The sequence below is a fragment of the Glycomyces sp. NRRL B-16210 genome, from assembly GCF_000719515.1.
GTDB lineage: Bacteria > Actinomycetota > Actinomycetes > Mycobacteriales > Micromonosporaceae > Glycomyces.
Genome location: NZ_JOGR01000015.1, coordinates 66,151 through 85,635, shown reverse-complemented (window position 1 = coordinate 85,635; position 19,485 = coordinate 66,151). Strand labels below are relative to the sequence as shown.

14 protein-coding genes are annotated in these 19,485 nt (G+C 71.7%); 9 read left to right on the top strand and 5 right to left on the bottom strand.

Translation table 11 applies throughout. The annotated features are described in order from the left end of the window. Window positions 1-118: 118 nt before the first annotated feature. The 3 genes from IF12_RS0120925 to IF12_RS24465 all read right to left on the bottom strand — a co-directional run bounded on the left by IF12_RS0120925 (window position 119) and on the right by IF12_RS24465 (window position 4,136). Window positions 119-1,894 carry a TrkA family potassium uptake protein gene (locus IF12_RS0120925; RefSeq protein WP_030161975.1) on the bottom strand — a complete coding sequence of 592 codons (1,776 nt, stop codon included), beginning with the start codon at window positions 1,892-1,894 and terminating at the stop codon, window positions 119-121. A 105-nt stretch (window positions 1,895-1,999) separates the two neighbouring features. Further along, window positions 2,000-3,025, bottom strand: a complete 1,026-nt coding sequence (locus IF12_RS0120920; RefSeq protein WP_051704702.1) for a GNAT family N-acetyltransferase — start codon at window positions 3,023-3,025, stop codon at window positions 2,000-2,002. Between the two features lie 70 nt (window positions 3,026-3,095). Beyond that, entirely contained in the window at window positions 3,096-4,136 is a 1,041-nt protein-coding gene (locus IF12_RS24465; RefSeq protein WP_051704701.1) for a lytic transglycosylase domain-containing protein, read from the bottom strand. Window positions 4,137-4,858: 722 nt separating this feature from the next. Between IF12_RS24465 and IF12_RS24460 the strand changes: the two genes are divergently transcribed. The 8 genes from IF12_RS24460 (at window position 4,859) to ccsB (ending at window position 13,485) form a co-directional block, all read left to right on the top strand. Continuing rightward, window positions 4,859-6,514 carry an adenylate/guanylate cyclase domain-containing protein gene (locus tag IF12_RS24460; protein WP_166659629.1) on the top strand — a complete coding sequence of 552 codons (1,656 nt, stop codon included), beginning with the start codon at window positions 4,859-4,861 and terminating at the stop codon, window positions 6,512-6,514. Between the two features lie 734 nt (window positions 6,515-7,248). Next, the gene (gene hemL, locus IF12_RS0120905) at window positions 7,249-8,574 is read left to right on the top strand and encodes a glutamate-1-semialdehyde 2,1-aminomutase (protein ID WP_030161967.1); all 1,326 of its coding nucleotides are present in this window, start codon (window positions 7,249-7,251) and stop codon (window positions 8,572-8,574) included. Continuing rightward, complete coding sequence (locus IF12_RS0120900) at window positions 8,571-9,224, top strand: histidine phosphatase family protein (protein ID WP_030161965.1); 654 nt, start codon at window positions 8,571-8,573, stop codon at window positions 9,222-9,224. Before hemL ends, IF12_RS0120900 begins: the two co-directional genes overlap by 4 nt. A 2-nt stretch (window positions 9,225-9,226) precedes the next feature. Then, entirely contained in the window at window positions 9,227-9,820 is a 594-nt protein-coding gene (locus IF12_RS23420; RefSeq protein WP_133884436.1) for a TlpA disulfide reductase family protein, read from the top strand. After that, complete coding sequence (locus tag IF12_RS0120890) at window positions 9,820-10,128, top strand: hypothetical protein (RefSeq protein WP_030161961.1); 309 nt, start codon at window positions 9,820-9,822, stop codon at window positions 10,126-10,128. Before IF12_RS23420 ends, IF12_RS0120890 begins: the two co-directional genes overlap by 1 nt. Then, window positions 10,125-10,904: a cytochrome c biogenesis CcdA family protein gene (locus tag IF12_RS0120885; protein WP_030161959.1), complete on the top strand. Its 780-nt coding sequence runs from the start codon at window positions 10,125-10,127 to the stop codon at window positions 10,902-10,904. Before IF12_RS0120890 ends, IF12_RS0120885 begins: the two co-directional genes overlap by 4 nt. Beyond that, on the top strand, window positions 10,901-12,517 hold the full coding sequence (locus IF12_RS0120880; protein WP_231492667.1) for a cytochrome c biogenesis protein ResB: 1,617 nt from the start codon (window positions 10,901-10,903) through the stop codon (window positions 12,515-12,517). The genes IF12_RS0120885 and IF12_RS0120880 overlap by 4 nt, the downstream gene beginning before the upstream one ends. Next, window positions 12,514-13,485 (top strand): c-type cytochrome biogenesis protein CcsB, encoded by a 972-nt coding sequence (gene ccsB, locus IF12_RS0120875; protein WP_030161955.1) that lies wholly within the window; start codon window positions 12,514-12,516, stop codon window positions 13,483-13,485. The genes IF12_RS0120880 and ccsB overlap by 4 nt, the downstream gene beginning before the upstream one ends. A 152-nt stretch (window positions 13,486-13,637) precedes the next feature. Here the strand turns inward: ccsB and IF12_RS0120870 are convergent, their stop codons facing one another. Beyond that, window positions 13,638-14,702, bottom strand: a complete 1,065-nt coding sequence (locus IF12_RS0120870) for an MHYT domain-containing protein (RefSeq protein WP_133884435.1) — start codon at window positions 14,700-14,702, stop codon at window positions 13,638-13,640. A gap of 80 nt (window positions 14,703-14,782) precedes the next feature. Beyond that, complete coding sequence (locus IF12_RS0120865) at window positions 14,783-15,670, bottom strand: MHYT domain-containing protein (RefSeq protein WP_051704698.1); 888 nt, start codon at window positions 15,668-15,670, stop codon at window positions 14,783-14,785. 628 nt (window positions 15,671-16,298) lie between these two features. On the opposite strand from IF12_RS0120865, the gene IF12_RS0120860 reads away from it, so the two are divergent. Then, window positions 16,299-19,454 carry a nitrate- and nitrite sensing domain-containing protein gene (locus tag IF12_RS0120860; RefSeq protein ID WP_030161949.1) on the top strand — a complete coding sequence of 1,052 codons (3,156 nt, stop codon included), beginning with the start codon at window positions 16,299-16,301 and terminating at the stop codon, window positions 19,452-19,454. Window positions 19,455-19,485: the final 31 nt, after the last annotated feature.

Sequence of the window (19,485 nt, the reverse complement as noted above, 5' to 3'; positions counted from 1 at the left end):
GTCACCTACCGGGGGACGGCGCGCGTCACACGCGCACACGGGAGCCTTAGGGAACACGGAACGCCGCGAAGGGCGTCACACGCACACGCGGGCACGGCCCCGCCTCGGCGGCCAGCGCTCACGGCTCCAGCGGAACGCCTCGGCAGCGCTGGAGGATCTCGTCCAGGCCCCGCCGCGTCGCCAGGACAAGCACCTGGTCGCCGTAGCCGATCCTGAAGGCCGCGTCCGGGTTCCAGCTGACGCGCCCGCTCGCGCGCTTGACCGCCAGCAGCCGGTGCGAGCCGGCGACCGTCGCCTCGTGCGCCGGCGCGTCGTCCAGCCGCGAGCCCGTCTCGACCTCGGCCTCGGCGATGTACGCGATCTGCCCGCGCACCGGGATCGTCTCCAGGATCGCGTCGTCGGTCAGCGCCCCCGCGAACGAGGCCGCCGCGACCTGCGGGGCACTGTACGAGGAATGCTGCGCGCCTTCGTGGAGCGCCGGCTGCCCCATGTTCAGGTTCCGGCGGATCAGCGAGGCGAACTCGGGATTGTAGATCCGCATGACCGTGCGCAGATCCGGTTTGCACTCCAGACCCGACAGAGCCGTCTCCAGATTCGCCGAGTCCTGCTTGGCCATCGCCACCAGCGACCGGCAGTACTTGATCTCGGCCTCCCGCAGGGTCTCGGGACGGCTCGCGTCCGCCAAGAGCACCTGCGCGCCCGCCGAGCGGGCCGCGTGGATGCCCGCCACACTGCGGTCCTTCTCGATGGCCACCACCGGGATGCGCCGCTCCCGCAGTGTCTCCACCACCCGGGTCCCCATGTTGCCCAGGCCGACCACGATCACGTGGTCGCGCACCGCCTTGACCATGCGGCCCTCCGCGAGCGCGTACCGCCGCTCGACCACCGCCTGCACGATCGCACCGGTCAGCAGCGGCACCAGCAGCGCCCCCGACAGGACCACCGCCGCCCGGGTGAGCATCAGCTCCCACGGCTCGCCGGTGTTCGGGTCGAACCCGCCGCCGGCCATGAGCGCGAGCACGTACGCCGCGTCGCCCAGCCCCGACACCGCCGTGTCCCCGCTGCTCTTGTAGTGCGTCAGCGAGTACAGGCCCCCGGCCATGATCACCGTCAGGAACGCCACGGCGATCCACAGCCACTTCGTGAACGTGCGCCGCAGCGTGTGCGCGGCCTGGCGCGCGAACCGCATCGCGGCCCTGGGCACCGGCTTGAACCAGCGGCGCCGCTGCTCCGGCTCCAGGCACAGCAGCCGCACGACCGCCTCGTCGTCGTCATCGTCGTCGGGGATCATGTCCACGCCGAAGCCGTTTCCGGCCGCGACCACCCACTGCGCCTGCGCCTTCGGGTCGTGCGTGCGGGTGAGGTACAGGCGCCGGTCCCAGATGTCGATGTCGCCCGGCGGGATCTGCTCCAGCGCCGCGGCCGCGTAGGTGCGGGCGACCATGTCCGCATCGGACTCGACGAACACGCCGTCGTCGCCCAGCAGCTTCTGCATGTGGTCGCGCAGGCCCTTGTTGTACATGCGGATGACCAGCCGCGGCAGCGTCTCGTCGCCCAGGTAGTGCGACATCTCGCGGATCTTGAGCGCCAGGTGCAGGTTGCCGACGTCGTTCTGGTCCATCAGGGCCACCGCGTAGGCGTCGGTCAGGCCCGCTTCGCGGACGGTCTCGGCGGTGACCCGGTGCGCCTCCAGGACGCGCAGGTTCCGGTTCTCCTGGGACTCGCGGCGGATCTCGTCGCGCTGGCCGCCGGGCCCTTTGGGGATGACGGCGATGACGCGGAAGGAGAAGCGGTCGATGAGGTTCTTGATGAACCGCAGCGTCAGACCGTTGTCGCCCACGACGATGACGCGCCGCTCGGTGCCGGCGGCCTCGAACTGGGGGCGGGGGTGCATGTGCGCCAGTGTAGTGAGTTCTCGCGAACACGGGGAGTTGCGGCTGCCGCGGATTCGGCCGGTCCGGTTGCGGCGCAAGCCGCTCGGCGGGTGGGGGAGCGGGGTTCAGCCGCGTCGGGAGAGGCGGGCGAGGAGCTTGTCGATGTCGGCTTCGTAGTCGTACCAGTCGACGTCGTGGGCGAAGCCGAGCTCGCCGTTGATCCAGCGGACGTCGTCGGCGGCCTCCAGCGTCCACGTCTGGACGTCGACGAGCTGCGGTTCGGCGCGGCGCAGTTCGGTCAGCAGCCGGGCCTTCATGGACATCGCCAGGCCGTAGGAGCGGTGCTCGGGGGCGACGACGGTGTCGTACTGGTCGGCGCGGGTGGGCCGCTGTGCCGAGACGACCAGCTCGGTCAGGCCCACGACGTTCCCGTAGGGCTCGCTGACGGCCACGGCGATGTGCGAGCGCATCCCGCGCCGCGCGAGGGTCGCGAAGGACTCGCGCAGGGCCGGTGCGTAGGCCGAGCCGCGCCACTCGGGCACGAACGCGACGTTCCCGGGGCTGGACCGCAGATTGGCCTTCACGTCCGCGTACGAGTCCAGGAGGCGGTCGGGAACGCCGCCCGCGTGGTACTCGAGGCGGTACCCGGCGGCCAGGCGGCCGGCGGCGTGCTCGATCTTCTCCCAGTCGATCTCGGCCCAGCGCAGCAGGTGGCGCTGCTCGACCACCGAGCGGGCGAAGCCGTGCCGGTCGTAGAAGCCGACCGCGGGCGTGGTCGCGATGACCTCGACCGACAGGGTCCGGCAGCCGTTGGCCTTGGCGCATTCGGCGACCGCCCGCAGCAGGCGCGTCCCCACGCCCTTGCCGCGCGCCGAGGGGCGGGTGGACATCTCGACCACGCCGTTGCCCGAGCGCTCGCCGCCGAAGACGATGAGGCTGGCGTGGCCGACCAGGTCGCCGTCGGCGTCCCGGTCGAGGAACAGGAACCGCTCGTCGTCGGGCAGGGAGCCGGTGAGGTAGTCGCTGAGCCGGTCGGTGCGCCAGCGCGGCTCGGCGGGCATGTCGGCGGCGGTCATGTCGTTGAGCACCGAGCACCAGTCGCGGAGGTCGTCGTCGGTCATCTCGCCGGGAGCGAGCTGCGTCAGGGGCATCTCTTATCCTTACCCGAAATCGTCACCGAACGGAACCCCAACCTCACAGCTCGCAGCCGTGGGTTGCCGCTCAGGCGGTGCTCTTCCTGCCGTAGTCGTCGGCGCGGTCGAACACCTGCTGCACGTAGTCGTCGCGGGGGTTGTAGCTGTGGACTGCCGCGTACCAGTCGGCCGGCCGGGTCAGGTCGCGCCCGCCCGCGCACAGGTAGTTCGCCGCCGCCGTGGTGGCGTCGTCGATGTTGTGCGGGTCGAAGACGCCGTCGCCGTTGCCGTCGGCCTTCCACGCCTCCCAGGTCGTGTCGAGGAACTGCATCGGTCCCTTCTCCTGGTACTCGGCTCCGATGATCGGGGTCAGGGTCGTGCCGTCGGGCCGGAGGCGGTTGCCGCCGGTGGTGCCGTGGTTGGACTCGGTGGCGCCGATCCCGGCGAGGGTCGTCCACGACAGGTTGCAGCCGGGGTTCTGGAAGTCCGAGAGCAGCTCGGCCCGGCCGTAGGCGATCAGGGCCCGCTCGGAGATGCCCAGGTGCGTCAGGCCCCTCGCCCACGAGTCGAGGTCGGCCGCGGCGCCCGTGGTCGGCGCCTCGGTCGGCTCGCCGGTGGAGTCGTCCTCGACCGGGTCGGTCTGGGCCGGGAGCCCGGCGGCGGGGGCCTCCTCGGGGGCGAGCACGAGCGGGGCCTCCTCGGGCTCGGGGCTCGGCTCGGTGCCGAAGGACCAGGCCGGGCCCGCCTCGGGCACCAGGAACCAGCCGGCCGCGAGGGTCGCGGCCAGGGCCAGGGCCGTGATCGCGACCTGGACGCCGAGGCGCCCGGCCGGGGCCCGCAGGCCCCGCACGACCGCTCGCACGCCCCGGCCGCAGGCCTTGAGGGCGCGCCACGGCAGTGCCGCGAGGCGGCGGAGGAGGCTCGGACGCGCGTGAGCGGGCCGGCCGTGCAAGGTGAGCACCGGCAGCGCCGGGCTCTGCACGGTCGGAACCTGCGCGGCCGGACCTTGCACGGGCGGAACCAGCGCGGAGGGACCCTGCTCGGCCAGGCCGTGCTCGGCCGAACCATGCGTGTTCGGGCCCTGCTCGGCGGGACCGGGCTCGGAAGGCGTCGGGCTCTGCGGCTTCACGGCTGGCGGACTCTCCCCTTCGGAGGCGGGCTCTGCGAGGACACTGCGGGCGGACTGCCGGTGCGCGGGCCGGCGCGGGCGGCGCCGACGCAAAGCACCCAGTGTAGGCACCCATGGCACGCCCGAGCCGACCGGTGAGCGAGACGCCGGGGCCGGCGGTGGGTCCGGCCGGGGCGCCGATCCCGCCTGCCGAGACGGGTCCGATCGCAATACCGGGCTGAAAGCGAGTATTCCCTAGTTTCCTTCCAAGGGGCAACGCCTGAACGCCAACAATTCCTGAAAAGCCCGCCACCAGCGGCCGCCAAGATCGTTCTCCATTCGGATCGGTGGTTGCCACGAGCAAACCCGCGCAGAGTCAAGGCCTCACGACCGCGTCTTGGCGGGAGACAGAGTCAGACCGAGTGCCAGTTCCCATCACGTCAGGTAACCGACTGAGATGGGGGAGACACTGTGAGGCCGCTGGGCAATGTGCCCGCGCACCAGCGCGCCACAGCCCGGCATACGGGGGCTGAACGAAAGTTGATCGACACGTGGATACGACAACGGCATCGCACGCCGCACTGACCGCCCTTGCCCTGCCCCTCGGGGACAACGGATCGGGAAATCCGGCGGCGGCCGACCTTGCGCTGCCTCAAAGGGGCGCCGCGCCCGGATCGCAAGACGGATCCGAAAGCGCGGCGACACAGAAAGGCGATCGAACGGAGCGAATCGGAATGTCCGATGTGGCCATTCGAATCGCGGACCGCGGCAACGGAGCCCGGCCCGACCAACCCCGACCGGCCGCACTGCCGGCCGGCGACGTCACGTTCATGTTCACCGACATCGAAGGATCCACACGACTGGCCTCCGGCCTCGGCGCCGAGCGCTACCGCGTCGTCCTCCACCGCCACCGCGCCCTCGTCCGCGAGGTCCTGCGCGCCACCGGCGGCACCGAGATCGACACCGAAGGCGACTCCTTCTTCGTCGCCTTCCACGACGCCGCCGCCGCCTGCGCCGCCGCAGTCGGCATCCAGACCGCCCTGCGCGCCGCCGACTGGCCCGACCAGGGACCCGGTGCCGGACCCCTGCGACCCCGCGTGCGCATGGGCCTCCACACCGGCGAGGCCTGGCCCTCCGCCGGCGGCTACGCCACACCCGAAGTCCACCGCACCGCCCGCATCTGCTCCGCCGCGCACGGCGACCAGATCCTCGCCTCCGCCGCCTGCGCCGACGCCGCCGGACTACCGCCCGCCGACGTCCGCCGCCTCGGCGACTTCGAACTGCGCGGCCTACCCGGCGCCACCGAACTCGTCCAACTCACCGCGCCCGGCCTGCCCAGCGCCTTCCCGCCCCCACCCGTCCGACCGCTCACCCACCACCTGCCCGCCGACCTCAAGACCCCCGTCCCCAGACCGGGGGAGGACCGCGAACTCGACCGCGCCTTCGCCTCACACCGGCTCGTCACCCTCACCGGACTCACCGGCTGCGGCAAGACCACCGTCGCCAAAGCCTGGGCCAGGCGCCGACTCGCCTTCTACGAAGGCGGCGTCTGGTACTGCCGCGCCGGCGACGACCTCGGCGGCGCACTCCTGAACGCCCTCGGACGCCGACCCGAAGCACTGCGGCCCGCCCTCGACACCGCCATCGACCGGCTCCGCGGCGCCCACGCGCTCCTCGTCCTCGACGACCTCACCCGCCGCTTCGCACCCGACGTCGAACGGCTCCTCAGCGAATGCCCCGACCTCGCCGTCCTCGCCGTCGGCGTGCGCCCGCTCGAACTGCCCGGCGAGGCCAAACGGGCCCTGGGCCTGCCCTCGGCCGACGACGGCGCGGCCATCCTCGCCGGCTACTGCGAGGAGCGCGGCGCGCCGTGGACGGCGGCCGACTGCCGCCGCCTCGCGGTGGCCGTCGAGGGCTTCGTGCCCGCGCTGGCCGCGCTCGCCGAGGTCACCGCGCTGGCGTCGCCGGCGGCGGCGCTGCAACGGCTCACCGACGATCCGGTCGGCGTGCTCGACGGCGCGCGCGGCGGCAGGTTCAAGGCGGCGGTCGACGGGGCGGTCGCGGCGATCTCGGGGCCGGCGCGAGCGGTGGTGCTCGAACTGGCCGCGCGCCCGAGGGGGGCGACGGTCGACGAGGTGCTGGAGCTGTGCCGCCAGAGGGACGGGAGCCTGGAGGCGCTGGTGGAGCTGGTGGACGTCGCGTTGGTGGTCATCGAGCGGCCCTCGATGGACCAGGCGGTGTACCGGGTGCCTGCGCCGCTGCGGTGGCTGCTGGTCGGGCCGGACGAGCAGGAGGCGGCCGAGCGGGAGAGCCCGCACGCGGCGGTGACCGCGAGCTTCGCCGAACGGCTGGTCCACCCGGTGCCGTTCGACGGCCCGAGACTGCGGGCGGTGGCCTAGCGCGCTGGGAGTAGCCGTTCACGCCGGGGCGATCCCTTGGCGCGGGCGGTGACGGCTCCTGGCGGTCTCGGGGATCGGCGAGCACTTGCGGCCCCCTGGCGCACGGACGGTGATCGGAGACGGCGAGCGGGCCGCTTCGCGAACGCGGAGCGGGCGATGCGGGTCGCGCCGGCCTGGTGGCGGCGTGGCGGCGAACGGCGTTCGGACCGCACCGGTGACCGCTCGGGCGCGCGGAACGAACGCTTCAGCGCGGGGCCCTGGCAGGACCCCGCGCTGAAGCGCAGCCCGTGGCGGCGGCCCTTGCGGCCGCCGCCACGGCACTCTTTCGAGTGACACGTGCGCCGCGAGGCCCGGTTTTTGTCGTACCCGAGCGGGAAAGTTGCGGCCTACGGTCCCCTCTACGGGTGGGTGGGGGTTTGGGACGGCCGTAGCCGGAGGGCAACGGCGCGCGAGTGCTCCTCATGTGACAACGGCGCATGAGGGCACGGGTTTCGCAGCGCGGTCGAACTCCACGGCCCAACCGGAAGGCCGCATCGCGCGGCCGAACAATACGAGGGCGCGGTTTCGCGGCGCGGCCAAAACTCCGCGGCCGAATCGGGAGGCCGCATCGCGCGATCGCACCATGGCGCGAGTCCCCGGGGCCACTTCGCCGCGGCTCGACTCCACCGGCGCGAGTCGCAGCGGCGCGATGGCCGTCATCGGGGCTCGGGCCGATCCGGGCCTGCGAGCCCGGCGTGTGCGATGCTGGGCCCGTGACTGACAGGCAACCGCAGGCCGCACCCAACCGCCCCGCCTCCTCGGCCGCCATCGCGCGCGCCGCCCGGGTCATCCCCGGGGGCGTCAACTCGCCCGTCCGCGCCTTCCGCGGCGTCGGCGGCGACCCCGTCTTCATCGCCGAGGCCTCCGGCGCCCGCATGACCGACGTCGACGGCAACACCTACGTCGACCTCGTCGGCTCCTGGGGCCCGCTCATCCTCGGCCACGCCCACCCCGACGTCGTCCGCGCCCTGCACGACGCCGCCGCCCGCGGCACCTCCTACGGCGCCCCCACCCTCGCCGAAGTCGAACTCGCCGAACTCATCGTCGAGCGCACCCCCTGCGAGATGGTCCGCCTCGTCTCCTCCGGCACCGAGGCCACCATGAGCGCCGTGCGCCTCGCCCGCGCCGCCACCGGCCGCGACGCGATCATCAAGTTCGCCGGCTGCTACCACGGCCACGCCGACTACTTCCTCGCCGAAGCCGGCTCCGGCGTCGCCACCCTCGGCCACCCCGACTCGCCCGGCGTCCCCGCCGCCGCGGCGGCCGACACCATCGTCGTCCCCTACAACGACCTGAACGCCGTCGAAGCCGCCTTCGCCGCCCACCCCGGCCGCATCGCCGCGATCATCACCGAAGCCCAACCCGGCAACATGGGCGCCGTCGCGCCCCTCGACGGCTTCAACGAGAAACTCCACTCGATCGCCCGCGCCCGCGGCGCCCTCCTCATCTCTGACGAGGTCATGACCGGCTTCCGCGTCGGCCCCGGCGGCCTCGCCGCCCCCGCCGACCTCTACACCTACGGCAAGGTCATGGGCGGAGGCCTGCCCGCCGCCGCCTTCGGCGGCCGCGCCGACCTCATGAACCGGATCAGCCCCGCCGGCCCCGTCTACCAGGCCGGAACCCTCTCGGGCAACCCCCTCGCCGTCGCCGCCGGCCTCGCCACCCTCCGCGCCTGCGACGCCGAGGTCTACCGCACCCTCGACGCGACCGCCGCCGCGATCGCCGATCTGGCGACCGAAGCGCTCACCAAGGCCGGCGTCCCCCACCGCGTCTCGGCCCCCTCGAACCTGTTCTCCGTGTTCTTCACCGAAGACCCCGTCACCGACTTCGAAGGCGCCAAGCGCCAGGACACCGAGGCCTACGGCGCGTTCTTCCACGCCATGCTCGACCACGGCGTCTACCTGCCCCCGAGCGCCTTCGAATGCTGGTTCACCTCGGCCGCGATCGACGAGGAAGCCCTGTCACACATCGAACAGGCGCTGCAACCGGCCGCCGAAGCCGCCGCTAAGGTGCGATCATGAGCGGCTCCCAGACCATCGTCCACCTGCTGCGGCACGGCGAAGTCCACAACCCGGACGGCATCCTCTACGGACGCATCCCCGGATTCCACCTCTCCGACCTGGGACGCGAGATGGCCGTGGCCGCCGCCGAGCGCCTCGCCGGACGCGACGTCGTCCACGTCGGCGCCTCCCCCCTCCAGCGCGCCCAGGAGACGGCCGAACCCGTCGCCGCCTCCCACCGCCTCGACACCGTCACCTACGACGGCCTCATCGAGGCCGGGAACTCCTTCGAAGGCCTGCGCGTCGGCGTCGGCGACGGCGCCCTGCGCGACCCCAAGTACTGGTGGCGCCTGCGCGACCCCTTCACCCCCTCCTGGGGCGAGCCGTACCTCGACATCGCCCGCCGCATGATGGAGTCGATCGACAAGGCCCGCGCCGCCGCCGAAGGCGGCGAGGCCGTCCTCGTCTCCCACCAGCTGCCAATCTGGACCGTCCGCCAGTTCGCCGAGCGCAAGCGCCTGTGGCACGACCCGCGCAAACGCGAATGCGCGCTCGCCTCGATCACCAGCTTCGTCTACGAAGGCGCCTCGCTCGCCCGCGTCGAGTACTCCGAGCCCGCCGCGCACCTGGTGCTCAAGTCCGAGTCCGCCCGGAAGGCCAAGGGCGCCTGACCGTGGCGCTGCGGCGGAGGACGATGCTGGCGGCGCTGCCGCTGCTGGCCCTCGCGGCGTGCTCCGACGCAGGCGGCGCCGACGCGGGCCGCGTCAACGAGATCAACCGCGACCGCTACGTCTCCGGCGACGGCTCCAACTACCGCTGGGAAGACCCAGAGGACCGCTTCGAGGCCCCCCGCCTCACCGGCACCGCCCTCGACGGCACCGCCGTCGACACCGACGACTGGGCCGGATCGGTCCTCGTCGTCAACTTCTGGGGCTCCTGGTGCCCCCCGTGCGTCGCCGAAGCGCCCGCCCTCGTCGAGGCCGACGCCGAGTTCGCCGACCGGAACGTGCAGTTCCTCGGCGTCAACATCCGCGACACCGGCGACGCCGCCCGCGCCTTCGAACGGCGCTGGAACGTGGAGTACCCCTCGATCAACGACGAGGCCGGCCGCGTCGCCGACCAGTTCATCGACTACGGGCTCTCCCCGAACGACATCCCCGCGACGATCGTCATCGACGCCGAGCACCGGGTCTTCTCGATCTGGCGCGGCGAACTCGACGACGCCCAGACCCTCATCGCCGACATCAAGAAGGCACTGGAGAGCTGATGTCCATCCCGTCGAAGACCGCTTTCCGCAAGGCCGCCAAGGGCGCGGTCATGGCCGGCACCTTCGCCGTCAGCGCGCTCGCGGTCGGCGCGCTCGTCAAACGCCGCCTCTACCCGGCGAGCCCGGTCCCCGACGCCGCCACCGACGGCACCGTCGCCCCCGGCCGGATCGCCACCGGCGCCGCGGCTTCCGCCGAGTCCTCGGACGCCGACACCGACACCGCCTTTGACACCGGCACAGCCTTCGACACGAACACAGCCTCTGACGCCGCCGCGCCGGAGCGCTCGCCCCGCGAGGCGACCGAGTGAGCCCCGCCGAGGCCGCCGCCTCCGGCCCGCTCCTGCTCGCCTTCGGCGTCGCCGCGCTCGCCGGGCTCGTCTCCTTCGCCTCCCCCTGCACCCTCCCGCTCATGCCCGGTTACGTGTCCTATGTGACCGGACTCAGCGGCACCGAACTCGCGGGCGCCGAAGGCGGCCGCGAAGGCGGGCTCGCCACGAAGACCGACCGCCGCACCGGGCGCATCCTCACCGGCGCGCTCCTGTTCGTCGCCGGATTCACCGCCGTCTACACGACCGTGGTCTTCGCCCTCCAGAGCGCCGGCCGCGCCCTCCTCCAGAACATCGCCACCCTGGAGATCTTCGCCGGGGTCTTCATGATCGCCATGGGCCTCATGTTCATCGGCCTCATCCCCGCCCGCGGCGGCTACGCCCCCAAATGGCGCCCCGCCGTCGGCCTCGCAGGGGCCCCGCTCTTCGGCGCGGTCTTCGCCCTCTCCTGGATCCCCTGCACCTCACCGGTCCTCGCCGCCATCACCAGCCTCGCGGTCATCCAGGACGGCACCGGCCGCGGCGTCGGCCTCATGATCGCCTACTGCGCCGGACTCGGCGCGCCCTTCGTGCTCTTCGCCGTAGGGATGCACCGCCTCGCCGGGGCCCTCGACTTCCTCAAGCGCCACGGCCGCGCCATCTCCATCGCCGGCGGCGTCATGCTCATCGCCGTGGGCCTCATGCTCGTCACCGGCGCGTGGACCGAGTTCACCAACTGGCTGCGCGCCACCGTCGGCGCCGGGACGAGCCTCCTGTGACCGCCACGCTCGCCTCCGCGCCCCGCAACCCCGCGCCGCGCAAGAAGCCCGGGCCCGCCAGGCGCCTGCGCTCCTTCGCGCGCCGCTGGTGGCACCAGCTCACCTCCATGCGCACCGCCCTGCTGCTCCTGCTCGCCCTCGCCCTCGCCGCCATCCCAGGATCGACCTTCCCCCAGCGCTCCATCAGCTCCGTCGACGTCGCCGGGTACTTCGAGCGGTACCCCGACCTCGCCCCCTGGCTCGACCGCCTGTGGGCCTTCGACGTCTACACCTCGCCGTGGTTCTCCGCGATCTACCTGCTGCTCATGATCAGCCTCGCCGGCTGCATCGTCCCGCGCCTGCGCGTCCACTGGAAAGCCCTGCGCGCCAAGGTCCCCGACGCCCCGCGGCGGATGTCGATCCTGCCCTACCACCGCGCGCTCGACGCCGACGCCGCCGCGAACCAGGGCCGCGCCCGCGCCGTCTTCAAGCAGCGCCGCTGGCGCACCACCGTGCGCGAGGCCGAGGACGGCACCGTCACCATCGCCGCCGAGAAAGGCCACCTGCGCGAGACCGGGAACCTCCTGTTCCACACCAGCGTCATCCTCATGCTCCTCGGCGTCGCCGCGGGCAGCCTCATGAGCTGGTACGGCAACCGGATCCTCTCCGAGGACAAGTCCTACTGCAACAACCTCCAGCAGTACGACGAGTACGGCCTCGGCGCATGGGTCGACGAGACCGACCTCCCCCGGTTCTGCCTGACCCTCAACGCCTTCGACGCCGAGTTCACCGACGGCGGCCCCACCGCCTACGACGCCGACGTCACCTACGAGACCGCCGACGGCACCGGTCAGTACGACCTCCAGGTCAACCACCCCTTGAACCTCGGCGGCACCAACGTCTTCCTCATCGGCCACGGCTACACCGCCGTCGTCACCTTCACCGACCGCTACGGGCAGACCCAGACCCTCCACCAGGAGTTCCTCGCCATGGACGCGGCACTGAACTCCGAGGGCGCCTTCAAATTCCCCGACGCGAACGTCGACCCCGAGACCGGGACGGTCGACGAGGACGCCGAAGTCGCCTTCGACGCGATCCTCGTCCCCACCTTCGACGACGCGACCGGGATGCTCCTGGGCACCCGGCCCGAGGCCGACAACCCCGTCCTCGCCCTCACCGCCTACACCGGCGACATCGGCCTCGGCGACGGCAGGCCCGAATCGGTCTACGCCGTCAACCCCGACCAGATCGCCTCCGGCGACCTCCGCCAGGTCAACGACCAGGTCGAGGTCATCGGCCTCGGCGACGTCTTCGAACTGCCGGACGGCTCGACCCTCAGCTTCGACGGCGTCGAGCAGTACGCGGTCCTCCAGGTCCGCCACGACCCCGGCGGACCCGTCGTCCTCGCCGCCGCGCTGCTCCTCCTCGGCGGACTCCTGCCCGCGCTCGCGGTGCGCCGCAGGCGCTTCTGGGTCCGCTGGAACCCCGACGGCACCGTCGAGACCGCCGGACTCAACCGCAATGACTACGATGGCCTCGACGAGGAGTGCGACGAGCTCACCGCCCTGATCGCCCCCGGATACGAGCCGCGACAGACCGAAGACACCGACGACACGATCGGGAGCCAGCCATGACCGGTGCCCAAGCGGCGAACGCGCTGTTCGTCGCCACCATCCTCACCTACGCCGCCGCGATGTTCGCCTACGCAGTCGAGTACGCCTTCGACAAGCGCGCCCCGAAACGCGCCAAGCGACTCGCCGCCGTGGCCGCGGGCGCCGACGCCGCCGAGAGCACCGGCGGGCAGCCGCCGGCCGAGCCCCCGATCAGCCCCGCCGCCGCCCGCGGCGCCGGCGGCCTCGGGCTCGTCCTCACCTACCTCGGCACCGTCGCGCTCGCCGCCAGCATCATCACCCGCGTCGTCTACACCGGACGGTGGCCGTGGGGCAACATGTTCGAGTACACCGTGGGCGTGGCCCTCGCGGGCATGGTCACCTGGCTCGTCCTCGTCGCGAACGGCAACGTGCCCAGGCGGCTCGGCCTGTTCGCCACCTTCGCCGTGACGATGGTCCTGGGCACCTCGGTCCGCGTCTACACCGAGGCCGGACCGCTCGTCCCGGCCCTGGACTCCTACTGGATCATCATCCACGTCACCGCCGCCATCGCCGCCTCCGGCGTCCTCCTCATCGGTTGCGTCTTCGCGATCCTGCACCTGCTCAAACGCCGCTACGACCGCCAGGTCTCCGACGGCAAGGCGATCCGCTTCCCGCTCAACGTCGCCGAGCGCCTCCCCGACGCCACCGTCCTGGAGCGCCTCACCTTCAAGATCCACGTCTTTGCGTTCCCGCTGCTGACCTTCGGCATCTTCGCCGGCTCGGTCTGGGCCCACTTCGCGTGGGGCCGCTACTGGGCCTGGGACCCCAAGGAGGTCTGGGCCTTCATCGCCTGGGTCGTCTACGCCGCCTACCTCCACGCCCGCGTCTCCGGCAAGGGCGCCAAGGCGAACGCCCCGTGGATCGCCATCGCCGGCTACGCGGTCATGGTCTTCAACCTCACCGCGGTGAACCTCGTCTTCAACGGGCTCCACTCCTACGCGGGCGTCTAGCGCCCCGTCCGGACCCCTTGCGGGCCTGGGCAAACGCGTGCCCCACTGCGGTGCGTAGCGGCCCATATATATAAGGCATAGAGGAACGGCCCCCGCCCGAATGGGCGGGGGCCGTTCCCGCTGCTGCCGGTGCGGGAGTCGAATCGACGCGGCTACGAAGGCCGCGTCTGGCGGGTGATCTCGAAATGCTCGGCCGTCTGCTCCAGCTCCGCCTGCTGGAACGAGCGCTGCCTGCGCTCGACGAACGAACCCTCGGGCACGACCATCGGACCGTCGTGCCCGCCCTGCGGCGCGGGCGTCGGCGAGGCCGAACGCTGGTCGGGCACATGGCCCTGCCGCTCGGAGCGGTTGCGGACCCGTCCGGGCCCCGGGCGCGGACGGGTCCGCAACCGGTCGACCTGGATCGCGCCCGTGGCGGTCGGCAGGACTTCCTCGTCCTCGACCTCGATGCCCAGCTGCTCGCGCCGGGTCACCGTCTTCGGCGTGGTCCCCATGAGCGCGAACAGGAGCACGATGATGCCGAGGGTCGCCACGCCCAGGATCGGCAGGATCAGCATGATCGGGTCGATCCCCTCGACGGGGTTGCGGCCCTCGCCGTAGAGGGTGACCCGCACCCCGGCCATCCCCGTGTAGTGCATCCCGCAGATCGCCGCGCCCATGACGACCGCGGCGGCCGTCTGCCAGCGCCATCCGTCCAGGAACATGCCGCAGAACAGCGCGGCGGTCGCGGCCACGACCGCGATCACCACCGAGGCGATGAAGTAGGCGCGGTCGTGCGCGATGTGGCCCGAGACGTTGATGGCGGACATGCCCGAGTAGTGCATGATCACCACGCCGACGCCCGTGAGGGGCCCGGCGATGAGGATCTTCGCGACGGTGTTGCGCTGCCCCGTGCCGGCGACGAGCAGCCCGAAGAACACCGATCCGGTCGAGGCGACCAGGCTCAGCAACGTCTTGACCGGGTCGTAGGCGATGTCGGACTCGACGACCTTGAAGCCCATCATCGCGGTGAAGTGCATCATCCAGATCGCGGTGCCGCCCAACGCGAAGGCGGCCAGTGCGATCCACCGGACGCGTTTGCGGGCGGCCTTGACGGTCCGGTCCTGCCTGCGCGCCTGCGTCATGCACATGAGCGCGAGGATCGAGCCTGCGAAGGCGAATCCGAAGGCCATGATGGGATTGATCCAGCCGTAAGTGAAGTGACTTACGTGTTCCACCAGCGGTCTTCCTCCCCGGGTGTCCACCCGTTTCCGGAATGATGCGCGATTGCAATCTGCGCGATTCGAAACTTATACGACTACTGTCCGCCTGCGTCCACAAGACGGACAGTTGCACTAGGACGGTCGATTCGATCGGCGCCGCCCGTTACGCCCCGGCCGCTGCCGAAGACGCCCAGGTCGTCCCGTGTCTCCTCGGCCGCGGTGTCCTCTCGGTCCTCGAGCCGGTCGAGGGAGGGCGAGGCGAGCACGCCGAAGACCATGCCGATGATGGCGATGAGCGCCAGGACGAGGATCGGCAGGAGCAGCACGAGCGGGCTGATCCCGTCGGCGGCCTCCTTCGGCGGGCCTTCGACCCGCACGGCGGCCATGCCGGTGTAGTGCATGCCGACGACCGCGACGCTCATGACGGTCGCGGCCAGGGCCATGGTGCCGCGGCGGGAGACGACCGCGGTGAACCGCAGCGCCACCGTCGAGGCCACCACGGCGATCACGGCCGAGGCCGCGACCAGGCGCGGGTCGTAGGCGACCCGTCCGCCGGTCGCGATCGCGGCCATGCCCGTGTAGTGCATTCCCGCTACGCCCGCGCCGCACATCAGTCCGCCCAGGAGCAGGCGCGGCCAGCCAGCGCGCTTGCCGCCGGACACGAACAACCCGACGCCCACGGCCAGGACCGCCAAGGCGAACGAGGCGGCGGTGAGCGCGGGGTCGTAGGCGAGGTAGGCACCGGTGACGGTGAACCCGATCATCGCGATGAAGTGCATCATCCAGATGCCGATCCCGCCGATGGCCAGTGAGGCCATCAGGGTCCAGCGGAGCCTTCCCGCGGCGGAGGTCGCGGCGCGGGCGTAGCGGGAGGCCGACAGGCCGAGGAAGGACCCGGCCGCGGCGAAGGCGAGGCCCATCACGGGATTGAGCCAGCCGTAAGTGAAGTGGTGGTGCTCGAGTGTGACTGCGAGCAGGGACATGGGGTTACCTCCAAGAAGGGGCTGTGCCTCAACGGTGCCCGAGTGAAGGGGGTTCGCTGTCGCACAGTCTGTGCGAGTTGTCAGAGCTTGCGGGAGGATCGGTCCGCGGCGGGTGGCCGGTCGGGCGCGGGGAGTGACGGGATGAATGCCGCGAATCGGCCTGCACGTAGCGCAGTCGTGTGGATGCGTTCGGTGCGGTTCCGGCGGGGGTGTGCCGGATGGGCCGTGCGGGGGTCGCGACGTTCGCCTAAGCGGTCAGTTTTGTTGTCCGAACAGCCGAATACCGCATAGGTATGTGTCCGAAAGATCAGTGTATCTTGAGAATCGCCCCGTAACACGGTGGCATACGAGGCCGGGAACAGTACTCCAGTACGCCCCTGGATTTCGCGGGCTACTTTCGTCATGATGGAATCTGCTGGGCTTCACATGCCGACCCCCGCCGCCACGGCGGCCGGACGGCACCGCCGGCGCACACCGTCGGCCCGAGACCGAGCCCGGCCCGGCACGGGCCCTTCGGTCTGACACAGAGGACCACCCCAGGAGGCTAGACAAGGTGAGCAAGCGCAGCTCGAACCGTGCGGGTTCAGCGGCTCGACGAGGACCGCTCGGCCTGCCGCGTATCGCCGACATGCGGATCCGGTCCAAGCTCGGACTGATCCTCCTGGTGCCCTTGGTGGTGCTGGTGGCCGTCGCGAGCCTTCGCCTCTACGACCTCGCCGACCGCGTGTTCGGTTCGGACGACATGGTGAAGCTCGTGGAGTTCAACGCCGTCACCGCCGAGCTCCGGTACGACCTCCAGCGCGAGCGTTCGCTGCTGGTCACCAACCTCCGCCTGGAGGAGCAGCACGTCGCCGACATCGACGAGTCGCAGTACGACGAGGCGGCCGTGCAGACCCAGCAGGCGCAGACCGACCGCTCGCTGGAGCAGTTCAACCTGAAGGCGGACGAGCTTCCGAACCTGTCGGACGACATCGACAACCGCATCGACGCGATCCGCACCCAGTACGAGAGCCTGATCCAGATCCGGCAGGCCGCCGCCGACAGCCCCAACGGCACCTCGATCGACGCGACCTCCCGCGTCTACCAGCGGCTCATCGCCGAACTGGTGACGATCACCGACATCTCCTCGCGCATCGTCAACGACCCCGACATCGCCCGGAACCTCCAGGCGATCGCCGCGGCCACGACGATCATCGAGACGCTCGAGGAGGAGCGGGCGATCGCGATCAACGTCGGTGACGGCGAGGAGTTCATCAACAACACCCGCTGGCAGAACTTCATCGCCTACGCGAAGGGGCGCGAGTCGGCCGAGCGGCAGTTCAAGACCGTGGCCGACCGCGACGAGCAGCTGTCGTTCTTCTTCAGCGAGGGCGGGCTGAACACCGAAGAGGCGAAGGCGGCCCTGGAGTTCGAGAACTCGGCGATCAACGCGGGCACCACCAAGCCCCTGTCGGTCAACGCCGATGTCATCGACTCCTACAACGCGATCCTCAACAACGGCCTGAACTACATCAACTCCGAGTCCGACGAGGTTCTCGCCCAGGCCCGCACCGACCGGGACGCGCAGATCTTCCAGCTGCTGCTCGAAGCGGTGCTCATCCTGGCGGCGTTCGTCATCGCAACCGTGATCGCCCTGCTCATCGCCCGGAACATGGCGACGGGTCTGCGGCGACTGCGCGAGGGCGCGCTGGACGTGGCGCACGTGTCGCTGCCGCAGGCGGTGGCCCAGATGCGGGACGCCGAGACGATCGGCAACCGGACGCCCGACGAGGTCGCGGCCGACACCGGCGCGGTCATCGACATCGACCAGCGCGACGAGATCGGCAACGTCGCGCACTCGTTCAACATCGTCCACACCGAGGCGATCCGCATCGCGGCCGAGCAGGCCGCCCTGCGCGCCAACGTCTCCCAGATGTTCATCAACCTGGCCCGACGCTCCCAGAACCTGGTCGACCGGCTCATCGGCCACCTCGACCACCTGGAGCGCGGCGAGGAGAACCCCGACCGCCTGGCCGAGCTGTTCCAGCTCGACCACCTCGCGACCCGCATGCGCCGCAACGACGAGAACCTCCTGGTGCTCGCCGGTGCGGACTCGACCCGCCAGGAGCGCTACCCGGCGCCGATCGGCGACATCCTCCAGGCCGCCCAGTCCGAGGTCGAGCAGTACACCCGCATCGAGTTCGGCGAGCTGGAGGCCGAGCGGGAGATCCGCCCGGCCGCGGTCAACGACCTCGTGCACCTCATCGCCGAGCTCATGGACAACGCGACCGCCTTCTCCCCGCCGGAGTCCCCGGTGCTGGTCGAGGCCGAGCAGATGCGCACCGCCGACGCCCCGCAGGGCGCGATCCGGGTGCGGATCATGGACATCGGCATCGGGATGCCGCCGGCGCAGATCGAGGAGATCAACCGGCAGCTCGCCGAGTCCGGCGACGTCATCGACCTCGCCTCCTCGCGGATGATGGGCCTGGTCGTGGTCGCCCGCCTGGGCAACCGCCACGACGTGCGCGTCGAGCTGCGCCCGGGCGACCAGCGCGGCACCATCGCCGAGGTGATCCTGGGCGACGCGGTCCTGACCGAGCCGAAGCTCCCCGAGCGCGGCCTGCGCTCGGGCGTGCCGCTCGACGGCGGCGAGCCCGCCGCCCTCCAGGGCCAGGGCCCGCGCGGCGAGCTCTTGTCGGGCATGGAGTCGACCGGCGCCCTGCCGCAGGTCCCCGAGAGCCCGGCGGGCCTGTTCGACACGGTCCCGCCGCCCTCCCCGCACTCGCCGCCGACGCAGTACTCGCAGCCGCCGGCCTGGCAGCCGAGCGCGCCGCCCACGGCCTCGCGCCCGCCCATGCCGTCCAACCCGGTCGAGCCGCTGACCGGCGAGCACCAGCTGCACCGCCGCCAGCCGCAGCCCCCGCAGGCGCCGCAGGCCCCCGTCGACGAGGAGCCGGGCTTCATGTTCCGGCCCGGCGGGCTGGCCGACGAGCGCCGCTCGGGCGGCAAGGTCATGGAGGTGACCGGCGAGATCGTCTCGTCCGAGCACGTGGCCCTGCCGAAGATCCAGCTCGAGGCCTTCACGCCCGAGCCGGAGCCGGCCCCGCCGTCGTGGCCCGACGTGGCCGCCGGCCCCGGCGGCACCACCGAGGCCCCGCGCGAGGCGCGCGGCGGCCGGGTGTCGGCGCTGGACGCGACCACGGAGCTGCCGATCTTCCGCGAGGTCGAGTCGGCCTGGTTCAAGTCGGTCACGCCCGCGCCCAAGCCCGTCGAGGAGGAGACCGCCTCGGCCGCCGCAGCCGAGGAACCGCCCTCTTCGTCCTTCCGGGCGGCCCCCGAAGCACCTTCGGAGGTGGCGAAGGCCCCCGCGCCGCGCTACGCTGACCAGTCAGGTGCGGCCGAGTCCAACGCCCCGGCTTGGGAGGCGGCGCCACCTTCCCCTCCGCAGCCCACGGAAGGCCCGCCCATGCAGAGCAGTCCCGCCGACGAGACGTCGGCCGCCTCGGGACCGGAGCGACGCCGACTCAACACCGCCCACGAGTCCGAGGCCGGCTCCTACGCCTGGCGCACGGCCGCCGACGACGGGTGGAGCCGGGTCGACAACGCCTTCGCCGAGACCACCGTCGACGAGACGACTTCGACGGGACTTCCCAAGCGCCGACCGATGGAACGCCTGGTTCCCGGCGGGGTGGAGGAGTCGCAGGAGACCGTCAGCGCGCAGAAGCGCAACCCCGAGGGCATTCGGGGCCTGCTGTCGGCCTATCACCGTGGCGTCCAGCGAGGACGTGGCAATGACGGTAACTGAGTCGCTGAACCGCAACACGGCAGACGCTACT